This is a genomic window from Paenibacillus rhizovicinus, from assembly GCF_010365285.1.
Lineage (GTDB): Bacteria > Bacillota > Bacilli > Paenibacillales > Paenibacillaceae > Paenibacillus_Z > Paenibacillus_Z rhizovicinus.
In genome coordinates, this window is sequence record NZ_CP048286.1 from 5,296,292 (window position 1) to 5,317,500 (window position 21,209).

15 protein-coding genes (1 of these 15 cut by a window edge) are annotated in these 21,209 nt (G+C 57.3%); 13 read left to right on the forward strand and 2 right to left on the reverse strand.

Annotation, left to right across the window (positions count from 1 at the left end; all coding sequences use genetic code 11):
• Positions 1-314: 314 nt before the first annotated feature.
• Positions 315-923, reverse strand: a complete 609-nt coding sequence (locus GZH47_RS23725) for a TetR/AcrR family transcriptional regulator (protein WP_162643505.1) — start codon at positions 921-923, stop codon at positions 315-317.
• Between the two features lie 237 nt (positions 924-1,160).
• Between GZH47_RS23725 and GZH47_RS23730 the strand changes: the two genes are divergently transcribed.
• Complete coding sequence (locus GZH47_RS23730; RefSeq protein WP_162643506.1) at positions 1,161-2,630, forward strand: DHA2 family efflux MFS transporter permease subunit; 1,470 nt, start codon at positions 1,161-1,163, stop codon at positions 2,628-2,630.
• A 73-nt stretch (positions 2,631-2,703) separates the two neighbouring features.
• Here the strand turns inward: GZH47_RS23730 and glsA are convergent, their stop codons facing one another.
• Positions 2,704-3,603: a glutaminase A gene (glsA, locus tag GZH47_RS23735; protein WP_263866872.1), complete on the reverse strand. Its 900-nt coding sequence runs from the start codon at positions 3,601-3,603 to the stop codon at positions 2,704-2,706.
• A 202-nt stretch (positions 3,604-3,805) separates the two neighbouring features.
• On the opposite strand from glsA, the gene GZH47_RS23740 reads away from it, so the two are divergent.
• The 12 genes from GZH47_RS23740 to GZH47_RS23795 form a co-directional block, all read left to right on the forward strand.
• Positions 3,806-4,480 (forward strand): tetratricopeptide repeat protein, encoded by a 675-nt coding sequence (locus GZH47_RS23740; RefSeq protein WP_162643507.1) that lies wholly within the window; start codon positions 3,806-3,808, stop codon positions 4,478-4,480.
• Positions 4,481-4,669: 189 nt separating this feature from the next.
• Entirely contained in the window at positions 4,670-6,418 is a 1,749-nt protein-coding gene (locus tag GZH47_RS23745) for a sensor histidine kinase (RefSeq protein ID WP_162643508.1), read from the forward strand.
• A gap of 144 nt (positions 6,419-6,562) precedes the next feature.
• Positions 6,563-8,134 (forward strand): SWIM zinc finger family protein, encoded by a 1,572-nt coding sequence (locus GZH47_RS23750; RefSeq protein ID WP_162643509.1) that lies wholly within the window; start codon positions 6,563-6,565, stop codon positions 8,132-8,134.
• Positions 8,131-11,136 (forward strand): DEAD/DEAH box helicase, encoded by a 3,006-nt coding sequence (locus GZH47_RS23755; protein ID WP_162643510.1) that lies wholly within the window; start codon positions 8,131-8,133, stop codon positions 11,134-11,136. Before GZH47_RS23750 ends, GZH47_RS23755 begins: the two co-directional genes overlap by 4 nt.
• A 34-nt stretch (positions 11,137-11,170) precedes the next feature.
• Positions 11,171-11,566, forward strand: coding sequence for a hypothetical protein (locus GZH47_RS23760; protein WP_162643511.1), 396 nt, complete (start codon positions 11,171-11,173; stop codon positions 11,564-11,566).
• Positions 11,567-11,673: 107 nt separating this feature from the next.
• On the forward strand, positions 11,674-12,651 hold the full coding sequence (locus GZH47_RS23765; protein WP_162643512.1) for an aldo/keto reductase: 978 nt from the start codon (positions 11,674-11,676) through the stop codon (positions 12,649-12,651).
• Between the two features lie 228 nt (positions 12,652-12,879).
• Positions 12,880-14,241 (forward strand): ABC transporter substrate-binding protein, encoded by a 1,362-nt coding sequence (locus GZH47_RS23770; protein WP_162643513.1) that lies wholly within the window; start codon positions 12,880-12,882, stop codon positions 14,239-14,241.
• A gap of 90 nt (positions 14,242-14,331) precedes the next feature.
• Entirely contained in the window at positions 14,332-15,213 is an 882-nt protein-coding gene (locus tag GZH47_RS23775) for a carbohydrate ABC transporter permease (RefSeq protein ID WP_162643514.1), read from the forward strand.
• Positions 15,213-16,103, forward strand: a complete 891-nt coding sequence (locus tag GZH47_RS23780) for a carbohydrate ABC transporter permease (RefSeq protein ID WP_225446180.1) — start codon at positions 15,213-15,215, stop codon at positions 16,101-16,103. Before GZH47_RS23775 ends, GZH47_RS23780 begins: the two co-directional genes overlap by 1 nt.
• An 88-nt stretch (positions 16,104-16,191) precedes the next feature.
• On the forward strand, positions 16,192-17,994 hold the full coding sequence (locus GZH47_RS23785) for a cache domain-containing sensor histidine kinase (protein WP_162643515.1): 1,803 nt from the start codon (positions 16,192-16,194) through the stop codon (positions 17,992-17,994).
• 11 nt (positions 17,995-18,005) lie between these two features.
• Positions 18,006-19,691: a response regulator gene (locus GZH47_RS23790; RefSeq protein WP_162643516.1), complete on the forward strand. Its 1,686-nt coding sequence runs from the start codon at positions 18,006-18,008 to the stop codon at positions 19,689-19,691.
• Positions 19,692-19,751: 60 nt separating this feature from the next.
• A protein-coding gene (locus tag GZH47_RS23795) for a glycoside hydrolase family 3 protein (RefSeq protein ID WP_162643517.1) crosses the window boundary here: on the forward strand, positions 19,752-21,209 show its 5' portion. Its footprint extends 144 nt past the window's final position; only the first 1,458 of its 1,602 coding nucleotides appear in the window; its start codon is at positions 19,752-19,754; its stop codon lies beyond the right edge, outside the window.

The window sequence follows — 21,209 nt, forward strand, 5'->3', positions numbered from 1 at the left end:
GAATCCTAGCGTCGCTATATCACGTATTCGCCCGCCATTCGGGCCATTTTCACCGGAATAAGGTTGGTAAGGTTCGTTAGCTCGCTCCAAATGCAAATTTCGTCCAAATAAGGCGAGTACGATTCCTTAGCGCACCAGCATCACCAGCATCAGCAGCAATAACGTACGATTCCTTGGCGCACCAGCACCAGCACCAGCAGCGCCGTCAGCACCCCGCAACAAACACCTATAACGCAAAAAAACGCCGCCGGCGGATCGGTGCACTGCTGGCCGATCCATCGGCGGCGTCTTTCTTATTTTCAGCTCCACTACCGCTACTTCAAGAACATACACAGGTAATGGCTGACAAACTTCTGCTGGATTTGCTCGACGGATAGTCCGCGATCCTTCGTTAAGTAGAAGAAGACGTCGACATCGAAGGAAGTGGCAGCCATAAACGCCGCGAAATCGGTATCCGGACACCGTGCTTCGCCGTTTCGGACCGCTTCGTCGAACAAACCTTTCAGTTTGCCGACGACGTACACGAAAGGTTCCGATTTATAGAGATCCATTCTGTCCTCCGCGCATACCGCTGCAGGGGTGATGGCGCTGAACCATTCGATTTCCTTCGCGATATAGGCGATTGCGCGAGAGATAAACCCTTCCAGCTTCTCGCGGACGGAAGCGCCTGCGGCTTCCGCCTCCTCGAAATACTGTTCGATGCTGTTCATGAAACGCCCGAAGCTTTCAGCCAGCAATTCCATGCAAAGCTCGGCCTTCGACGAATACCTTCTGTACAAGGTACCTTGGCCGACCCCGGCGGACTTGGCGATTTGGTGCATGCTGACGCTTTCGATGCCATGCTGATGAAACAACTGAGAAGCGGTATCGAGGATAATTTCGCGGTGCCTGGCGGCGTCCTTGCGTTCGTTGCGCTGCTGCATGTGCGATGACCCCCTGTTTATAAATAAACTTTACACTGTCTTTCATTGACAATGCGTTTGTTGTTAGGTAAGCTGTAAATAAGTAAGCGGACAATTGTCCATTTATAAAAAACCGCACGGACCGAATCCGTTCGCGCTGCCTTCATTGTAACCTTACGTAAGGAGAGAGGTCAATGTTAAGCGGCCGTGACGCCTCGTCGCCGATGCGGAACTAAGATTTGGGGTAGGAGGGTTTGCATGTCGGCACAAGCTTCATCTGCAGCGAACATCGAGGAGCCGTTTTCGATTAAGAAAATTTTGGCCCCGCTTGCAGCTATTATTATCGGTATTTTCATGGTCGTTCTTGACGGAACGGCAGTCAACGTCGCGATTCCGGGCTTAATGAAGGAATTCGGCTCCACGTTCCAAGTCGTAGGCTGGACGGTAACGGGATACGCGCTCGCGCAAGCGGCGGCAATTCCGCTTTCGGGCTGGTTATCCGACCGGTTCGGCGCGAAACAGGTATTCTTGATTTCCGTTTTCCTATTCACGGTAGGTTCGCTGCTTTGCGCGCTTTCCACAAGCGTGGAAATGCTCATTACGTTCCGGATCCTGCAAGGTCTTGGCGGAGGCATGGTGCTTCCGATCGCAATGGCCTTTACGTATCGCTTGAGCCCGCCCGATAAGGTCGGTCAAGTCATGGGCATGATGGGGATTCCGATTCTGCTTGCTCCTGCGCTCGGCCCCGTCCTTGCAGGCTGGCTGATCGAATCCGTCAGCTGGAAATGGCTGTTCCTGATTAATATTCCGATCGGCGTTGTCGGCATCCTGCTCGGTATTCGCACGCTGCCGCGCATTGAGCGCAAAGCGGTCGCCGCGCTCGATCGTCTTGGATTTATTTTGGCCCCGCTCGCGTTCGCAGGCTTGTCCTACGGCGTCAGCGAAGGCGCTAACGGCTGGACTTCCGCCAAAACGATCACGGGTATCGCAGTCGGCGCAATTGCACTGATTCTGTTCGTGGCCGCAGAATTGCGTCACAAAGAACCGCTGCTGGAGCTTCGCGTTTTCCGTTCTTCGGATTTCACGCGCGGCATCATCGTACAGTGGATTTCCCAAATCGCTTTGTTCGGCACGATGTTCCTCGTACCGGTGTTCCTTCAGAACGCACATGGCAAAGGCCCGCTCGACACAGGTTTGATCATGCTTCCGCAAGCGATCGCGGCAGGCGTATTCATGCCGATCGGCGGCAAGCTGTATGATAAAATCGGCGCAAGACCGCTCGTCTTCATCGGCATGCTGCTCGTCACGGTGGCAGCGTTCATCCTGTCCAAAGTCGATGCGGATTCCAGCATGCTCATGATCATGGGCCCGCTGACGCTGCTCGGCGCAGGCATGGGGCTTTCCATGATGCCGCTCAACACGCATCTGATGCAGTCGGCTCCGCGCGAGCTTGTCGGACGCGTAACGTCCTTGACCAATGCGGCGCAGCAAGTCATGACGTCGTTCGCGGTCGCAGGATTGTCCACGATTCTGGCGAAACGCGTCACGGCGCATGTGGCAGAAGGCAAGGAACAACTGGACGCGTATGCGACCGGATTCGGCGACACGTTCCTCATACTGACGTTCATCGCGGTATTCGGCGCCGTTCTCGGCCTGATGCTTCGCCGTCCGGCGAAGGTCGAAGGCGCGGAGAACGCGCAGCCTGAAATGATGATGCACATGGGATAATCCGATCCCGCCATAGAAAACGGCTGTACGGGCGTAGACCCGTACAGCCGTTTTTTAGTTGCGTGTGCAACATTCAGAAGACCGACCAATCAAGCGAAGCGGACATCGTTTCGAGCAAATGGACGCCGGCCGTGCTGTTGCCTTTCGGGCCGAGTGCCGGTCCGATGACGCCGATGCCGTAACGGCCGGGCACCAGTGCGAGAATGCCGCCGGACACGCCGCTTTTCGCAGGAATGCCGACTTTGATCGCGAACTCTCCGGAAGCGTTATACATGCCGCACATGATCATGAAGGCTTTGGCGATCTGCACGTAGCGCCGCGGAATCAACTGCTGCCCGCTGACGGGATCAGCGCCGCCGAGTGCCAGCACCAATGCCATGCGCGCAAGCTGTCCGCATGTAATCTCGATCGCGCAATGCTGGAAGTAGACGCTCAAGACTTCCTCGACGTCGATTTCCTCGCCGAGCACTTCGTTGTCTTTCAGAAAATAAGCAAGCGACCGATTGCGATGCGCCGTCGCCGATTCGGAACGGAAGACATCGGCATTCACGGATAGGGCGGCTCCTCCGGCCACTTCGCCGAAGAACGCCAGGATGCGCTCGACCTTGGCTGCCGGCGTGCTGCCGTGAATCAAGGAAGAGATCGCAATGGCTCCGGCGTTGATCAGCGGGTTGAACGGCTTGCCGGGCTCCACTAATTCCAGCTTCAACATGGAGTTGAAATCATCTCCGGTCGGCTCCATGCCGACTTTGGCGAACACGCCTTCCTCGCCGTTGTCCATGAAGGCGAGCATCAGCGTGAACACTTTGGAGATGCTCTGCATGGTGAAGAGAAGCTCCGTTTCGCCGGCCGAGACGATTTCTCCATCAGGGCTCAGGATCGTAATTCCCAATGCTTCCCGCGGAGCTTTGGCCAGCTCCGGTATATAGGAAGCGACCTGTCCTTCAACTGCGATTGCCCGGCTTGCTTCCACCCAAGCGGGGAGCTTCGCGCGTAATTCTTCTATTATAGCGATCCCCTTCTTCCTTCTTCTAACCTATCGATGATAAGTCTTTCTACTAGTGTACGTCCCATGGCGGGGCGTGTGCAATAATCAATCCTCGCTATGAGGAACACCGCCCATCGTGTACAATAAGGGGAGATTTGCCATTTCCGAGACTTGGTGGGAGGCCCCTATGTTCAAAGTATTGCTTTTCTTCCTTCTATGGCGGCTGACAGGAAGTCCGATACTTGCCGTTATCGTGTTTTTGATTATTTTATATGTCTTGGAACGGAGATATGTCGGCTTGACCCCGAGCATCGTGCGGCCGCTTCGGCGCATGAGCACGATCAAACGGCTGCGGCAGCAAATCGCGATGAACCCGAACGATGTTCCGGCCAAGCACGAGCTTGCCCGGCTGTTGATCGAACGCAAACGTTATGCGGAAGCGAAAGCATGGCTGATGCCGCTGCAGGACGCGCTCGAGAATTCGGCGGAGTTCTGGGACGATCTCGGCGCTTGTCTGCTGCAGCTGGGCGAATTGGAAGCGGCGGAAGCCTCGATCGGCAACGCGCTTTCCATTAACCCCCGGGTGAAATACGGTACGCCCTATCTCCGGCTTGCTTCCATCTATGCCAAGAAGGATCCGCAGAAGGCGATCGGCTATCTTCAGGCGTTCCGCGGCATTCATTCATCGTCGATCGAAGCTTATTATAAGCTTGCCGAAATTTACACGCTGCTCGGGCAGCGGGACGAAGCGAAGCGCATGTTTGCGGAGTGCGGCACGATCTACCGCTCGCTCCCGCGCTACAAGAAGCGCCAGGAACGCAAATGGGCGCTGCGCGCTTGGTTGAAAGGCATGCGTTCTTGACCGATTGGTTTTCCGAATATGCCAGGTTACCTTCATAATTAATTCCGCGAAGGATTGCTTTAATGTCCCAGTAATGTTGGATTCTCACATTGTCACTCTCGTCAAAATCGTTCATAATGATAGCGTCCGCCAGGATGTGAGCATCCATGAAAGGCGCAGAAAATATGGCTTTGAACGGAGAAACTCGAAATGTCTCGTAATGCCTGGCTGCTGATCATCGTTTTGATCGCCGTGCTTCTCGGCGTGAACAATACCGTATATTATTTTACGACGAAGAATTCGCTGGAAGACGGCCTCCGCCATGAGCTTGATTCAGTGGCGAAGCAAATTGCCATATCGATCGAAAATTCGCGCAACGGCTCGGAAATCTATCAAGAAGAAGTCGGACGCGAGCTTCGCGCTGCATCCGTCGCGACGCAGTACGCGCTCGACTCCGATGTGGATAAAGTCTCGAACGATCAGCTCGCGGAACTGGCGAAGAAGCTGGATCTCGTCGATATTACGCTGCTGAAGCGGACGAAAGACAATATCGTCTTGTACAAATCCTCCGACCCCAAGGAGATCGGATACAAAACGGACAGCTGGGATCCGTGGTACCAGGCGTTTAATCAGTTGTTCGACCAGAAACAAGTGACCATCGACTGGGGCCAGAGCCTCCAGAATTTTTGGACGGGACCGTTCGAATTCTCCTCGACGGAGACGAAATCGATTCAAAAATGGGGCTACTATTTCGACGGCACGACGAACTATATTTCCGACCCCTACATTAGTTACGAGAGCCGGCAGCTTGCATTCGATAACGCAACGGGCGTCAACACGCTGATCCAGAAGACGCTTGACGCTAATTCATGGCTGAAAGAAATCGCCGTCATTAACCCGGAGACGTTCCCGGATGGCAAAGCGAAGACGCTGAACGAAAAAGGCGAATGGGTCACGCACAAGACGCAAAACCCGATCATCGAAGGCGCCTACACGCTGAAGGCTGCAACCGATACCGCTAACGTGAAGCTGGCGAATAAGCAGGGTTTAAAGACATATCAAGACGCGACCATTCGCGGCGAGCATGTCATTAAGCTGTTTATCCCGGTCGATGTCAGCACGAAGGTGGCCAGCATGCTGGATGGCGAAGGCGAGCCGATCCCGCGGTACGTGCTCACGCTCGTCGCGGATTACGGAACGATCCAGCACACGCTGAACGAGCAGCTGATCAACATTGCGCTTATTATCGGAATCGCGACGCTGCTCAGCCTGGTCTTCCTCTACTGGGTCGTGGCGGCTTACCGCAAGTCGCAGGATAAGCTGGTCCGCAGGGCGCAGGAGACCTACCTGGAGGAGATTAACGGGATGTTCCAATCCATCCGGTCTCAGCGGCATGACTTCCTGAATCACGTGCAGACGATGAATTCGCTCGCGAAACTCGGCAAGACGGAAGAGCTGACCGCCTACGCGGAAGAGCTGACGGGCGAGATTCACCAGATGAACGATATTATCAATATCGGCAATCCTGCAATCGCGGCGCTGATTCGTTCCAAAATGCTGCAGGCGGACACGCTGAAGGTGGAGTTCACGACCGTATTCAACGACATGAACAAGCTGGAGCTCGGGATCAAGTCGCTCGACTTGACGCGCCTGCTCGGAAACCTGATCGATAATGCCTTCGACGAGGTCATGACCTACGAGGAAGGCAATCGCAGCGTGAGCATCGAGGCGGGGCAGAAAGACGGCTACTTCCAGTTCATGATCCGCAACACCTGCAGCCGCGCCGAAGCGCTCCGCGACAAGCCGTTGTTCCAAGCCGGCTTCTCGACGAAGGGCAACGGACATTCCGGTCTCGGCCTGCATATCGTGAAATCCATCGTCGACAAGTACAAAGGCGTCATTACGATGTCGGTCGACGAACCCAATTCCGTGACGTTTATGATTAAGATTCCGTATTAAATCCAATTGCAGCCCCTTGTCCGCGTCGAAGTCGGATAAGGGGCTTTGTCGTCGGCTGCCGCCGTCGGGATTAGATTGCAAAGCGACAACAGGATCGATTGTGTTATAATGGCAGGAATGGGTATCAACGAACGGAGGGACGCCATGAGCACGTTTTTTCAGCTGGATGACGGGCGGCTGCGGGCACTGGAATCTGCGATCGCAAGCAGCATTCCGCTGGATGTGCTGGAGAGAGGCTTCGATTATTACCGCCGCGAGAAAGTACTCTCCGTTCAGGTGATGGAGGGCTTCTCCATCTATGGCGTCGTGAAAGGGACGGCGATTTACGCAGTTACGCTGGATAGCGACGATTTCGCGTTCAGCACGTGCACCTGTCCGGTTAAAGGCAATTGCAAGCATATGGCTGCCGTTTTCTTTGCCTACCAAGCTTTTATCGGAGCGAGTCCGGATGAAGTCTATAACCGGTTATTGAACGGAATTCCGTTCGAACCGTCCGCGGGAGCCAAGACGAATGCGGAGGATTCCGGATTGATCGAGCATCATCCGGGAAACTGGCTGGACGAGATGGAGGAGAAGCACGGCGAGGTGTGGAAGCAGTGCCGGCACTCCCTTCATCCGCTGCAGTCCGTGCTGACGTCGATCAAAGCGGCTTCGAAGAACTGGGATGCGGGATTGCGGCGGCTTCACTGGATGCATGGCATCGTATTCGTGCTGGAGCAAGCGGAACGGGCATATTCGCATACGGACAGCTACAGCCGTTATTACTACGAAATGGCGTTTGCCCGGATGACGGAGCCTTGGGTCAATCAATATCAGGAGCTTGCGGCAGAGCTTGATCCTGCGGCTTTGAATGCGGAAGAACGCGCTGCCGTCGAGAGCTTGATCGGCGTATTCCACCGGCGCGACATGGATCGCGAGCAGCAGCTGCACCGCTGGGAGACGCTTTATTTTGCGCTATGGGCGAATTTGATCGCGGATGCCGAGTGGGCGGCGCGGGAAGAAAAGCTGCTGCGCGGACGTTTGCGGCAAATGAAGGCGGAGCACGGCATCTTCTTCTTGCCGATGGCGCTCGCTTATCTCGCGTTCGCGGACGACCGCGACGAGGATGCGATGGCATTGCTGAGCCGGACCGTGTTCAGCCGAACGGCGCTGCTCGCCTGCGACTGCGCCCTGCAGCGGCTGGAGGAGCGGGATTGGACCAAGCTGGAGGACTGGATCGGGTATTTGTACGAGGGCTTGTCGATCGAACGCAAATCCAAGGCATTCGGACCGTTCCTGTCCATGTGCCGCCTTGCGGACCGGCAGCAGCCGGATAATCCGCGCTGGCAGCGGTATTTGGTATCGTTTCTGCCGTATTCGTATTCCGCCTTGACGGAGCATTGGCTGGATTTGCGCCAGTATACGAAATGGGCGGACTTGCAGCTGCTGTTCGGCATCGAGCCTGACGAGATCGACGTTCAGCTGATGCGGGAAATCGGCAAGGCAGCGCCCCGCGTGCTGTATCCGCTGTACCATCAGGCGATCGACGGCGCGATACGTTCGCGCAACCGTCAAGGCTACAAGCAGGCGGTTAAACTGATGAAGCGGCTGGAGAAACTGTATAAAGCAGAGAAGCAGCATGAGGCGTGGAGCCGCTTCGTGGACGGCATCGTACGGAAACACCAGCGGCTGCGCGCGCTGCAGGAAGAGCTGTGGAGAGGAAAGATCGTCACATGAGAGGGTACACGGGCGCTGAAACAATCGTAGTGGACGGTTTCTGGAAAGAAGGCGAGGGCATCGTCCTCGCCGCTGCGCATGCCGCCGGATTGACGATTCGGCTGCGGCGGCTGCTGTTCGCCTGGCATGAGGCTTCTTGGTACGGCGCGGAAATCGAGGAAAGCAACAATGAACGGCTGAAGCAGACGGAAATGGTGCTCACGCCGGCCATTGCGATGGATTATTTGTCTTCCCCCGAACCTGTCCGGCTGCTGCAAGTGGAGTGGACGGAACGGCTTCAACGCTTATCCGAGCTTGGGGTACTGCTGCGGCAGGCGCTGATGAACGGCTGGTATACGCCGGATTGGTCGCGCTGGCAGCCGGATGCCCGGGCTTGGCGTCTTGAATTGCCGCAGGGCGAACCTGCGACGCTGGCCGCTTGGCGCCAGCTGGTGCCGCAGCTTGAAGCGAACGGCGACGCGGCCGCGGTGCAGGGCTGGCTCGGCGGCATCGTGGAAGAGCTGATCGCGGCGAATCCTGCTGCGGGCGAGGCCTGGCGCGGAGCCGCGGAAGCCGCTGGCGAAAGCGCGCTCGTGATGAAAGCGGTCGACGAGGACGATTGGCTCGTCTCGATCGGCATGAAGCAAGATCATGTGCCGTTCCGAATCGCGCTTCAGCTGCTGGAGCCGAACGAGCGGCATGGCTGGCAGCTGCGGCCCGCGCTTCAGGACCGCGAGCAAGGCGGAGCATGGTTTACGCTGGCATTTGCTGCGGACGGTTATGGCAATGGCAGTGGTCATGACGCCCATCGCGGAAGCGGCGGAGACGGCGATGCCGAGGACGAAGTTAATGGCATCGCCGACAACGAGGTTTCGCGTTTCGTTCTTCCGGACGATGCTCCAGAGGAGTGGAGGGAACACTTCGCCGAACGGCTGGTCAAGGAAGAAGCCAAATGGGCGGCCGCTTTGGCGGATTGGGCGAAGCCCGTCGGCGTGAACGACGAGGGAAGCATCCAGAGTGAGATCATTACGGAACTTACGGATATGCAGGCGTGGGAGTTTCTCGAGCACGAGAGCGTCAAGCTGCTGGCTTCCGGCTGCTCCGTGCTGCTGCCGGGCTGGTGGGAGGCGGCGCGCAGCAAGAAGATGAAGCTGAAGGCGAAAGTGAAATCTTCCGTCGGCTCCGGGGAACAGTCGATGTTCGGCCTGGAGCAAATCGTCGATTTCGATTGGAAGCTTGCGGTCGGCAACGTGAACATGAGCGAAGCGGAATTCATGCAGCTGGCGGCACAGAACAAGCGGCTGATGCAAATCGGCGGCGAATGGGTTCACCTGGACCCGGGCGACATGGAACGTCTGCAGCGCTGGCTGAAGAAGAACGGCGGCAAGAAAGGCCTCACGATGCGGGACGTCTTCGAGATGCATCTGCGCGGCGGCACGGAGCTGGAACCGGAGAGCGAGATCGGCGATGCCCTCACCGCGGAAGTGGAGCTGAACGAGCATTTGACGGCTTGGATCGCGAAGCTGAACGAATCGAGCGAGCTGCCGCTCGTCGAGATCCCGGAAGCGTTCCACGGCGAACTGCGGCCTTACCAGCTGCAGGGCGTTTCGTGGCTCGCGTTCCTGCGCCGTTTCGGCCTTGGCGCTTGTTTGTCGGACGACATGGGCCTCGGCAAAACGATTCAGTTCACCGCGTACCTGCTCCATGTCATGGCGACGAGCGGTCTTGGTCCATCGCTGCTCATTTGCCCGACGTCGGTTATCGGCAACTGGGAGAAGGAGCTCGAACGGTTTGCGCCGGAAATTCGCGTTCTGGTGCATTACGGGCCGAAGCGCGCGCGGGGCGAAGAATTCGCGGCCGCGGTGGCGGAAGCGGATCTGGTCATCACGTCGTACACGCTCGCGCCGATCGACGAAGAAGATATGCAGCGCATTTCATGGGACGTTGTCTGCCTGGATGAGGCGCAGAACATCAAGAATTACTACACGAAGCAGTCGATATCGATCCGGAGCCTGCCGGCTAATCACCGGATCGCCTTGACGGGTACGCCGATGGAGAACCGGCTGACCGAGCTGTGGTCGCTGTACGATTTTACGAATCCGGGCTACTTGGGCAGCTTGAACGAATTCCGCAAAGCAGTCGTACTCCCGATCGAGAAGGATCGGGACGCGGAGCGGATCGCCGAGCTGCAGCGCTGGGTGAAGCCGTTCATGCTGCGCCGCCTGAAGAAGGATCCGGCGATTCAGCTTGCGCTGCCGGAGAAGAACGAGATGAACACGTACTTGTCGCTCACGGTCGAGCAGGGCACGCTGTACGAGAACATCGTGTCCGAACTGATGAACGGGCTCGAGAAAGCCGGCGGCTTGCAGCGCCGGGGCATGATTCTCTCCACGCTGACGCGGTTGAAGCAGGTTTGCGATCACCCGAGCTTGTTGTTGAAGGAAGACCGCATGCTGCCGGGTGCCTGGGATCCGGAGCGGTCCAACAAGGTGCTGCGTCTGCTGGAAATGGTGGAGGAGATCGCGGCCGAAGGCGAGCGCTGTTTGATTTTCACCCAGTACGTCGAAATGGGCTCGACCTTGAAGCGGCTGCTGGAAGAACGGATCGGCGTGCAGACGCCGTATCTCTATGGCGCCGTGCCCAAGGCGGAACGCGATGCGATGATCGAGTCGTTCCAGAACGAAGCCGAGCCCGGCTGCGCGTTCGTGCTGTCGCTGAAGGCGGGCGGCACGGGGCTCAATCTGACGGCGGCGAACCATGTCATCCATTTCGACCGGTGGTGGAATCCGGCGGTCGAGAACCAGGCGACGGACCGGGCGTTCCGGATCGGCCAGCGGCGCAACGTGCAAGTGCACAAGTACGTTACGCTGGGGACGCTGGAAGAGCGGATCGACGATATGATTTCGCGCAAGCAAATGCTGAACGACCAAGTCGTCAGCGGCTCGGAGAATTGGATCACGGAGCTGTCCACCGACGAATTGCGCGAGCTGTTCTCGCTGCGGAAGCATAGGTTGAAAGGGTAAGGTTCTAAGTAAGGTTCTAGTTAAGGCGCTAGGAATGGATTGGATTGGATTGGATTGGATTGGATTGGAATGGATTGGATTGGATTGGAATGGATTGGCGGTGGATAACCGCGATACGAGGAGGCGCAGGCAGATGGCGGATGAATCCACATACGAGCCGATAACGAGCGGCCGGACCGAGAACCGTCTACAGACGTCCGCCGGTCCGGCGTCAGGCGACCGTCTCCGAACGAACCCGGCCGGACAGTCCGGAGCCGCGGGGCAGGAGGCGTCCGATCGCGGATCCGACGAGGCGGAGGGCGGCCGGACTGGAGCCGTTTCGGACGACGACGGACTTCCCGCCATCGGGCCCGCGGGAGCAGCGCCGCAATGGCGTGACTTCTACCGCGCCATTCGGGATGCCGTTTCGGACATGCGTTCCGGAAAATAAGACTTTATGACATATCTTTTGGCGGTAGGTATTCCTTATAATGGGGAAAGGGATTAGAATCCTTTTCCTTATTTTTTTGCAGACTTAAATCCAAAGGAGCTGTAAACATGAAGTACACGTATTTGGGACGTTCGGGTTTGAAAGTCAGCCGTCTCTGTCTCGGCACGATGAATTTCGGCGTAGATACGGAAGAGAAGGAAGCCTTCAAAATCATGGATGCGGCGCTTGATGCCGGGATCAACTTTTTCGATACAGCGAACATTTACGGATGGGGCGAGAACGCCGGCCGCACCGAAGAAATTATCGGCCGTTGGTTTAAGCAGGGCGGCGGACGCCGCGAGCGCACGGTTCTGGCGACGAAATTCTATGGCGATATGAGCGACAAGACGGATGGTCCTAACCGTGACGGCGGTCTCTCGGCGTACAAGCTTCGCCGTCATTTGGAAGGCTCGCTTGCGCGGTTGCAAACGGATCACATCGAGCTGTACCAAATGCATCACGTCGACCGCAACGTGAGCTGGGACGAGCTGTGGAACGCATTCCAAGCGGCGCAGACGCAAGGCAAGATCGGCTATGTCGGCGCCAGCAACTTCGCGGGCTGGGACCTTGCCGTCGCGCAAGGCGAAGCGAAAGCGCGCGGCGTACTCGGCCTTGTTTCCGAACAACATAAATATAACCTGCTTTGCCGCTTGCCGGAATTAGAAGTGCTGCCGGCAGCCCAAGGCCTGGGCATCGGCGTTATTCCTTGGAGTCCGCTGGACGGCGGCCTGCTCGCAGGCAACATCAAACGCGGCGGCGGCGGCAAACGGAGCGGCGACGTATCGCGCTTCGACAAGCATGCGGCGCAGCTGGAAGCCTATGCGAAGCTGTGCGACGAGCTCGGCGAACGCGAGGATGTCGTTTCGCTGGCTTGGCTGATCGCCAATCCGGCCGTAACCGCACCGATTATCGGCGTTCGGACGCTGGAGCAGTTCGAACGTTCCCTGCGCACGGTGGAAGTAGAGCTTGACCAAGCGACCCTGGCGCGGATCGACGAGATTTTCCCAGGACCTGGCGGAGAAGCGCCTCGCGCCTACGCTTGGTAGTCGTCCACACGTTAAGCATGCCGACATAGAGGTTGCTATTCTCTGATTCAAAAACGCCGCCCACGGGAGATTCGCCTCCTGTGGGCCGTTTATATTTTCCCCCGGCTGACATCTCCGTCGAAAAGTCGCCCGCGCTCGTGGTAATTTCGACCTCCTGTCTTGTTCCATCTCCTTCTATAATGTAAGGAACGCATGTCAACCATTACGGCCAGAACGGGAGGGCTTTTCATGAAGAAAGGGTTAGCGGTCGTTGCAACGACATGGATGTCGGCATCACTTGTTCTCTCTGCTTGCGGTTCCTCCACGAACGATACCAACCATTCGACGAACGATACATCGACGGCGGCGGATTCGAATGCCAAGGACGCGCCTCCGGCCAAGGACGTGACTTTGTCGCTCCGACATACGCAAATCAAGGAAACGAGCAAGGTTCGTTTGAAAATCCTCCAAGACGTCGTCGCGAAGACGGTGGAGGAGAATCCCGGTCTCAAGATCAATTTGGAAGGCATCGACGAAGTCGTCAACCGCGACCAGAAGCTGAAAGCGGAAATGGCGGCAGGCAATCCGCCGGATATTTTCGAAGTGTTCGGCGGCGCGGACTTGAACTTGTACGTCAAGGCGGGGCGCATGCTCGACCTGACGCCGATGATCGAGGAGCTGGGCATCAAGGACAAATTCGCCAGCTTGGACGAATTCACCATCGACGGCAAAGTGTACGGTCTGCCGTTCGGAGGCTACAGCGAAGGCATTTTCTACAACAAGAAAATGTTCGCGGACATGGGACTCTCCATCCCGAGAACTTTCGACGAGCTGCTGAAGCTGTCCGATTCGATCAGAGCGAAAGGCAAAACGCCGTTTGCGCTGGCCGCGAAGGACGCTTGGGTCAACGGCATGCTCTGGAATACGGTCATGGAGCGCCATGTCGGCATCAAAGGCTTTGAAGGGCTCGTCTCGGGCGCAGCCAAGTGGACCGATCCTGATTTCGTCGCCGGATTCAGCGACTATTACAAGCTGGTGGATAACGATTACTTTACGAAGGGCGCGCTCGGCCTGGCTTATGCGGAGCAAGGCGCGAAGTTCCTTAAAGGCGATGCAGCGATGGTGTTCACGGGCACGTGGGACGTGAACCGCTTCACGGGCGACGAAGCCGGCGATCTGAATGGCAAGATCGGCTATTTCTCCTTCCCTTCCATTGAGGGCGGCAAAGGCGACCAGACGTCGATCAATGCGAGCTACTCCAACGGCTTCGGCTTCTCGTCCAGCCTGTCGGATGACCAGAAAGCGATGGTCAAGGCGTTTGTCCGCAACTTCTTTAACGAAGAGATTCAGAAACGAACGCTGCTGGAGGACAAAGTGCTGCCGTCCATGAAGCTGTCCGACCTGTCCGGCGTAGATCCGCTCATCTCCGAAGTGCTGCAGGTGATGTCGGGCGCATCGTCCTCCTGGAAAGCGTTCGACGCCATCGTGCAGCCGAGCGTAGGCGCCGATGTGGGCGTGGGCCTGCAGGAGCTGATCGGCAAAGTGAAGCAGCCGGAAGCCGTAGCCAAGGAAATCCAGGCGTCCCAAGACAAAGCGAACGCGCAGAAATAAGCGGTCGCCTCTACCGCCTTATCGATAGCAAGCAGCTTACCAGTAACTGCGCCGGTCTTGTTCGCCGCCGATTTCCAGGAGGTCCCTATCATGATCAATGCGCTCCGTAATCCATGGACCTATATCGCATTCGTCGTTCCGACACTGGTGCTGTACATGCTGTTTTTCATCTATCCCGTCGTCGTCTCCTTCATTTATGGCCTGTATCAATGGGACGGCGTGTCGCAGAAGGCGTTCGTCGGCATCGATAACTTCAAGCGGCTGCTGCACGATTCGACCTTCCTGAAGGCGCTAGGCAATAACATGTATTTCATGGCTTTCTCGCTGATCGTCAACATTCCGCTCGTGCTTCTGATTTCGATCGTCATCAGCAAGGTCAGACGATTGCGCGGTTTCTATAAATCGGCGGTGTTCGTCCCTGTCGTCATCTCGACGGCTACCGTCGCGATTCTGTTCGGCGTTCTATACGACTACGAATCCGGGTTGTTTAACCATGTGCTTCGCGCGATCGGCGGCGACGGCTGGGCCAGAGAATGGCTCTCGAAGCCGAAGCTGGCGATGCTGTCCATTCTGATTGCGAACGCTTGGCAAAATATCGGATTCTTCATCGTGCTCTGCCTGGCTGCCGTTCTGAACGTACCAAAGGAGATCGCCGATGCGGCCAAGATCGACGGCGTCAACGGCTGGAACGAAACCTGGCTCGTGACGCTGCCGCTAATCCGGCCGATTCTGTTCGTCATGCTGCTGCTGACGGTATCCGGAACGCTGAAGGTGCTTGATATCGTTCAAATCATGACCAATGGCGGACCGTTTCGATCCACGGAAGTCATGTCCACGTACATGCTTAAGGTAGGCTTCCGCTCCTTGGAACTGGGGTACGGCAGCGCGATCGGCGTCGCCATGTTCGTGATCACGCTGCTGATGTCCGGCATCCTGCAGCGAATCGCGCGATCGGAGGAGGTGCAGTACTGATGGTTCGCATGCTGCAATCCTCTTCCCGGATGGAGTCTGAAGGTGGAGTTCATACACGTCGAGGCCGCAGCCCGGGCAGTCAATGGCCGATGCATCTGCTGCTAGGGGCGTATGTCGTCGTCATGCTGTTTCCGCTCATGTGGCTTCTCTTGTCCTCCTTCAAAACAAACCGGGAAATTACCGTCCGAACATGGTCGCTGCCATCGCATTTCAATTTCGGGAATTACAAGGCCGCTTGGGAGACCGCCCACATCGGCAGTTACGCGCTGAACAGTCTTTACGTGACGCTGGCCGCCTGCTTCTTAACGCTGCTGCTGTCGTCGGCGACCGCGTTCGCGCTGTCCCGGATGAAATACAAGGGACTCAGCAAGAAAATACACGCTTTTATCCTCATGGGGCTCATCGTGCCGCCAAGCGCGGTGTTCATACCGCTCTATCAACTCGTAACGGATGTTCATCTCATCAATACGCTTCGATCGCTTATTTTGGTATACTGCACCTATGCGCTGCCGATTACGATTTTTATCCTTCACGCCTTCATGCAGTCCATTCCGCTAGAGTTGGAAGAGGCGGGGATTATAGACGGGCTCGGCGCTGCAGGCCTATTTGCCAGAATCGTTCTTCCGGTTACCGTTCCGGCGCTAGTCACCGTGTTCATTCTCTCGTTCATCGGCAACTGGAACGAATATATTATCTCTCAGCTGTTCGTGACCTCGGATTCGCTGCGCACGCTGCCGACGGGGATGGCGACGTTCAACGACGGCTATCGGACCAATTTCTCGTCTCTGTCCGCGGCAGTGATCATGAGCATTATTCCGGTACTGGCCGTGTATATGTTTCTGCAGCGCCGAATTATAGACGGCATGACCGCGGGGGGCGTCAAAGGCTAGCTTTGCGCGCTCAGAAGGCGCGCGAATAGACGTCCGCGGCCCGCTCGCCATGCGAAATATCCGCACATCCTACAAGGAGCCTTCGCCAATGAATCTGCGCCCTAAGCTGCTGCTAGCCTTCATTTCGCTGATTGTCATCCCGCTGATCGGGCTGGGCATAGCCTCCTTTCTGAATTCGGAACGTTTGCTGGAGAAGAAATACAGCGAGCAGACCGAGATCACGCTCAAGGCGGTCGGCGGCAATATCCGCTATTTCTTTCGCGAGCTGGATCAGTTGACGGATACCAGCGTTACGAACCCGAGCGTCCAAGAGGCGCTGCGCAGCTCCCGCGACTCCGTCAACGACGCCAGCCGGCTCATCGCAATCAGCCAATACGAGAAATCGCTGGGCAAGATCTTGTTTCAGAACCCGGCTCTCAGCATGGTCGTGCTGTATGGCAAGGACGGCACGATGTTCCGTTCGTATCGCAACGATCCGACGACTTTTAAGCCGATTCCCTATGATTTGCTGCAAAGCCACTCCGTTTATGCCGAAATTATCAGGCTTGCCGGCCGTCCGCTCTGGATTGGTCCTTATGAGCAGGCGGAGCTGACGGGCACGGACGCGGCGCTGTTCACGCAGATGCGGCTCGTGAAAGATATCGATACGCTGAACGATTCCGGAATCATGGTCACGCAGGTGAAGTCGGACGAGGTCGACAGCATGCTGCAGGACTTCACGCTGACCGGCGAACAGCAGACGCAGACGCGTTATCTCATCATCGATCATGACGGGCTTGTCATGATGGACAGCCGGCATGAGCTCGACGGACGCAAGGCCGGAGACGAGACGAAGCTGGATTTGCAAGCTACGGAACGGTACGCCAGCTACCACGGGAAGTTCGGCCATGAGGATTCGCTCATTTCCGCTTATAACTTGGACAGGAGCGGGTGGGTGCTCGTTTCCGTAAAATCATGGCAGTCCTTGACGAGCGAGAACGTCCGCTTCATTCAATGGATCGGCGGCATCACGCTGCTTTGTCTCGTTTTCGCGGTGCTGTTCAATATTTTCTTCGTCAGCCGGGTCGCCAAAGCGATTATCCGCGTCGTCCGCAAAATGCGCCTTGTGGAGCAGGGGGTGCTCGACATCCGCGTGCCTGCCAAAGGCAAGGACGAAACCGTGCTGCTCGCGCGCAGCTTCAACAGCATGGTCGACACGATCGGCGGCCTGCTCACCGAAGTGCGTACGGAACAAGAGCGCAAGCAGCGGGCCGAGATGATGCTCATGCAGGCGCAGATCAAACCGCATTTTCTCTTCAATACGCTGGAATCGATCAACGCGATGGCGGCTCAGAACGAAGGCGGCAAAATCATGGCCATGGTGCGCCGGCTCAGCATCTTGCTGCGCACGAGCATGCACCATTCCGAGATTATTACGATTCGCCAGGAAGTCGAGCATGTGCGCAGCTACCTGGACATTCAGAAGTATCGCTTCGAGGACGTGTTCAGCTACGAGCTGGATATAACCGACGAGGCGCTGGACTGCACGATTCTGAAGCTGACGCTGCAGCCGCTGGTGGAGAACAGCATCCAGCACGGTTTCGAAGGGCTGCCGTACAGCGGAACGATCCGCATTGCCATTACGGCTTTGGAAGACGAGCTTGTGTTCTGCATCGCCGATAACGGCATTGGCATGGATCCGAACGCGCTGAGACGAATTAACGGTCTGTCGCATGTTCGGGAGCGCGACCTGGATGCGAACGATGCAGGGCTGGGAGAACGCCGGGGCATGGGGCTGCATAACGTCGCGGACCGGCTGCGGATCCATTATGGACCCAAATACGGCTTGCGGCTGTGCTCCGCGGCGGGACATGGGACGGTTATCCGGATCAACATTCCGAAGCAGAGGTGAGGACCTTGAACTTGAACGGCAAAGTACTGCTCGTCGACGATGAGCAACACATCACGCGTAATTTGGAGAAGGTCATTCCTTGGAGCATGCTCGGTCTTACCATTGCCGGCACGGCGAAGAATGGCGTCGAGGCGCTGGAGCTGATGATGTCCGAGGAGCCGGATCTTGTTTTATGCGATATTCGGATGCCCGTCATGGACGGCTTGGAACTGGTTCGGATTATCCGGGAGCGCGGCATAGCGTGCGACATCATCATGCTGTCGGGCTATCAGGACTTCTCGTATACGCGATCGGCGATTCAATACGGGGTCAAAGATTACATACTGAAGCCGATTCCTTACGATGAGCTGACCGGCGTCATAGCGCGCGTCACGTCGGAACGCCGCAACAAGCATGCACTCGAGAAGGAAGAACAGCGCAAGCTGCAGCGAATAATCGATCTGGCGAATGAGAAGATCCTTTACGATGTGCTGATGGATTACGCCGATTTGACGCCGGATCATTGGTTGATGGCCGGGCAGGAGCAGCGCATCGAGGAGCCGCAATACACGCTTATCGTGCTGGATATTGACGTCGGTTCAGCGGATGCCCGGGACTGGCGCGAATGGCGGAACAAGGAACGGAAGATGTGGAATTTCGCGGTGTGCAACGTGCTGCGGGAAACGCTCGAGAACGCGGAGCTGCAGCATGTCGTCATCCAAATGCGCGACGGGGAATGGTGCGTGCTCCTGCTGGGATGCACGGGTGAGTCGTCCGCTCCGGCGTACTCGGAAGAAGAGCGGGAACGGCTTCGCGAGCAGCAGGTATCCTTGTGGACGGAGCGGCTTCTTCTATCCGTGCGGCAGAACGCGAAGCTGCAGCTTCACGCAGGCGTTTATCGCCAAGTCGCCGCGATGAACGAGCTGTCCGCAGCGTACAAAATCGTCCAGCGCGGCATGCAGCTGTCGACGGAATCCCGTCCGATAGCGTTTTACGGCAGCGAACAGACGGGCGTTTACGAGACGGACCAGGCGTTGTGGGACATTGCGGAGCGGCTGATCGGCGCGATGAAGCGCGGCGATGCGGAAGGGGTTAACGCGGAGCAGCGGCGCATCGGGGAGCAGCTGCAGAAAGCAGGCGGAGGTGCCGAGGGCAGGCTCAAGCCGCTGCTGCATTTCCTTGCGCTGCATTTGATGCGGGAGCTCAAGGAAGCGAACCTGCTGTCGTGGGAGCAGGAAGAAGCGCTCTGGCGCAAGATGGATCTGCGCTTCGGCGTGAAGGATTTGTTCGCTGCCATTCAACAGGCCTCCAGCGAAGGCGCTGCCCGTTCGAAGGACAAGAGGAAGCATTCCGAGCTGCAGATGGCGGAAGCGAAACAGTACATCGACCGCCACTTGTTCCGCGACTTGAGCGTGGAAGAGGCGGCGTCCCATGTCGGGCTTTCGACCTCGCATTTCAGCCTGCTCTTCAAAGGCGCTTACGGAGAGACGTTTATCGAATACGTCACGCGGCAGCGGATGGAAACCGCCAAGTCGCTGCTTGGGGAGACGCATAAGAGCGTTGCGAAGATCGCGAAGGAAGTCGGATACGCGGAGCGCAGGTATTTTACGAAAGTATTCATGAAGTATACGGGCCAGAAACCGTCCGAATACCGGATGGCGCTGCAGGGCGCGGGATCGCTTGTGCATGACGAAGAGGAACACGAGGATGAACGCTAGGCGGCGAGCAGGCTGCGTACGCGAATCTATCAACATTCAACAGGAAGAGGAGCACCAGACATGAGCGAGGCTTGGAACAATTGGAGTTTGCGGGAGAAAATCGGTCAGCTGTTCGTGTTTGGCTTTCATGGACAACTACCGTCTGAAGAGATCAAGGCGTTAATCGCCGAATACGGCGTTGCCGGCATCATCTATTTCACGCGCAACATCGTCGATGCGGAGCAGGTACACGGATTGACGTCGGCGTTCATGGATGCCGCCGAGCATTCGGGGCGGCCCCCGATGTTTATTGCCGTCGACCAGGAAGGCGGCATGGTATCGCGTCTCGTCAAAGGCGTAACATTGATGCCCGGCAACATGGCCCTCGGGGCGATGGGCAATTCCGCCGGCGTATTCGAGACGGCATCCATCTGCGGCGAGCAGATGCGCGCGCTCGGCATCAACTTGAACTACGCGCCTTGCGTAGACGTTAACAACAATCCGGATAACCCTGTCATCAACGTTCGCTCCTACAGCGACCGTCCTGAGGTAGTGGGCGAGCTGGGCCTTGCCGCCGTTCGCGGTTATCAGCGCGCGGGAGTGAGCGCTACGGTCAAGCATTTCCCGGGCCATGGCGATACGAGCGTCGACTCGCACCGGGATTTGCCCGTGCTGCCTCATGACCGCAATCGGCTGGAGGCGGTCGAGCTGGTGCCGTTCCGGGCAGTTGCGGACGAGGCCGACATGGTCATGACCGCACATGTGTGCCTGCCGGCGATCGATCCGTCCGGGCTACCTTCGACTTTGTCGCAGCCGGTGCTTACGGGGCTGCTTCGGGAGGAGCTCGGTTATGAAGGAGTCATCGTGACGGATTGCTTGGAAATGAATGCGATCGATACGTTCTACGGCCCGGAACGGGGCGCTGTCATGGCGCTTCAGGCCGGGGCGGACATGGTGCTGGTCTGTCACACCGCGAGCAAGCAGCGTGCGGCTATCGAAGCGGTTGCCGCAGCCGTCGAGCGCGGTGATCTGACCGAAGCGCGGATCGAAGCGTCCTTGAAGCGGATCATGAAGCTGAAGGAGAAACGTAAAGTCGGCGAGCCGCTTCAACCTTGGTCAGCGGTAGCGCCTGCGATGAATACGCCTGAACAAGCCTCTGCCGCTAGACAGTGGAGCGAGGCTTCGGTAACGCTCGTCAAGAACGAAGGCGGTCTGTTCCCGCTCAAGCGTTCCGCAAAGACGCTCGTGCTCTGGCCTTCTATCGTTACCGTCTCGGAAGCGGATGAATTGCTGACGGACGACGGCACGCTCGGCGGCCGGCTCGCGGTTCGCATGTCCGATGTAACGGAACGTCATATCGGCGATGAAGATGCATTGGAAGGACTCGATGCCTTCGAGCAGATCGTCTATGTCAGTTATGATGCGGCGAAGCTCGACAACGAGCGTGAGACGGCAACCCGTCTATTGGCGCTTGCTGCCGATCGCACCGTAGCCGTCTCGGTCCGTAATCCGCTCGATCTACTCGTTTATCCGGAAGTG

What these genes read in the sequence shown, in the direction of transcription:
- GZH47_RS23725 (WP_162643505.1), bottom strand. Translation starts at nt 923, where the DNA reads ATGCAGCAGCGCAACGAACGCAAGGACGCCGCCAGGCACCGCGAAATT.
- GZH47_RS23730 (WP_162643506.1), top strand. Translation starts at nt 1,161, where the DNA reads ATGTCGGCACAAGCTTCATCTGCAGCGAACATCGAGGAGCCGTTTTCG.
- GZH47_RS23740 (WP_162643507.1), top strand. Translation starts at nt 3,806, where the DNA reads ATGTTCAAAGTATTGCTTTTCTTCCTTCTATGGCGGCTGACAGGAAGT.
- GZH47_RS23745 (WP_162643508.1), top strand. Translation starts at nt 4,670, where the DNA reads ATGTCTCGTAATGCCTGGCTGCTGATCATCGTTTTGATCGCCGTGCTT.
- GZH47_RS23750 (WP_162643509.1), top strand. Translation starts at nt 6,563, where the DNA reads ATGAGCACGTTTTTTCAGCTGGATGACGGGCGGCTGCGGGCACTGGAA.
- GZH47_RS23755 (WP_162643510.1), top strand. Translation starts at nt 8,131, where the DNA reads ATGAGAGGGTACACGGGCGCTGAAACAATCGTAGTGGACGGTTTCTGG.
- GZH47_RS23760 (WP_162643511.1), top strand. Translation starts at nt 11,171, where the DNA reads ATGGATTGGATTGGATTGGATTGGATTGGATTGGAATGGATTGGATTG.
- GZH47_RS23765 (WP_162643512.1), top strand. Translation starts at nt 11,674, where the DNA reads ATGAAGTACACGTATTTGGGACGTTCGGGTTTGAAAGTCAGCCGTCTC.
- GZH47_RS23770 (WP_162643513.1), top strand. Translation starts at nt 12,880, where the DNA reads ATGAAGAAAGGGTTAGCGGTCGTTGCAACGACATGGATGTCGGCATCA.
- GZH47_RS23775 (WP_162643514.1), top strand. Translation starts at nt 14,332, where the DNA reads ATGATCAATGCGCTCCGTAATCCATGGACCTATATCGCATTCGTCGTT.
- GZH47_RS23780 (WP_225446180.1), top strand. Translation starts at nt 15,213, where the DNA reads ATGGTTCGCATGCTGCAATCCTCTTCCCGGATGGAGTCTGAAGGTGGA.
- GZH47_RS23785 (WP_162643515.1), top strand. Translation starts at nt 16,192, where the DNA reads ATGAATCTGCGCCCTAAGCTGCTGCTAGCCTTCATTTCGCTGATTGTC.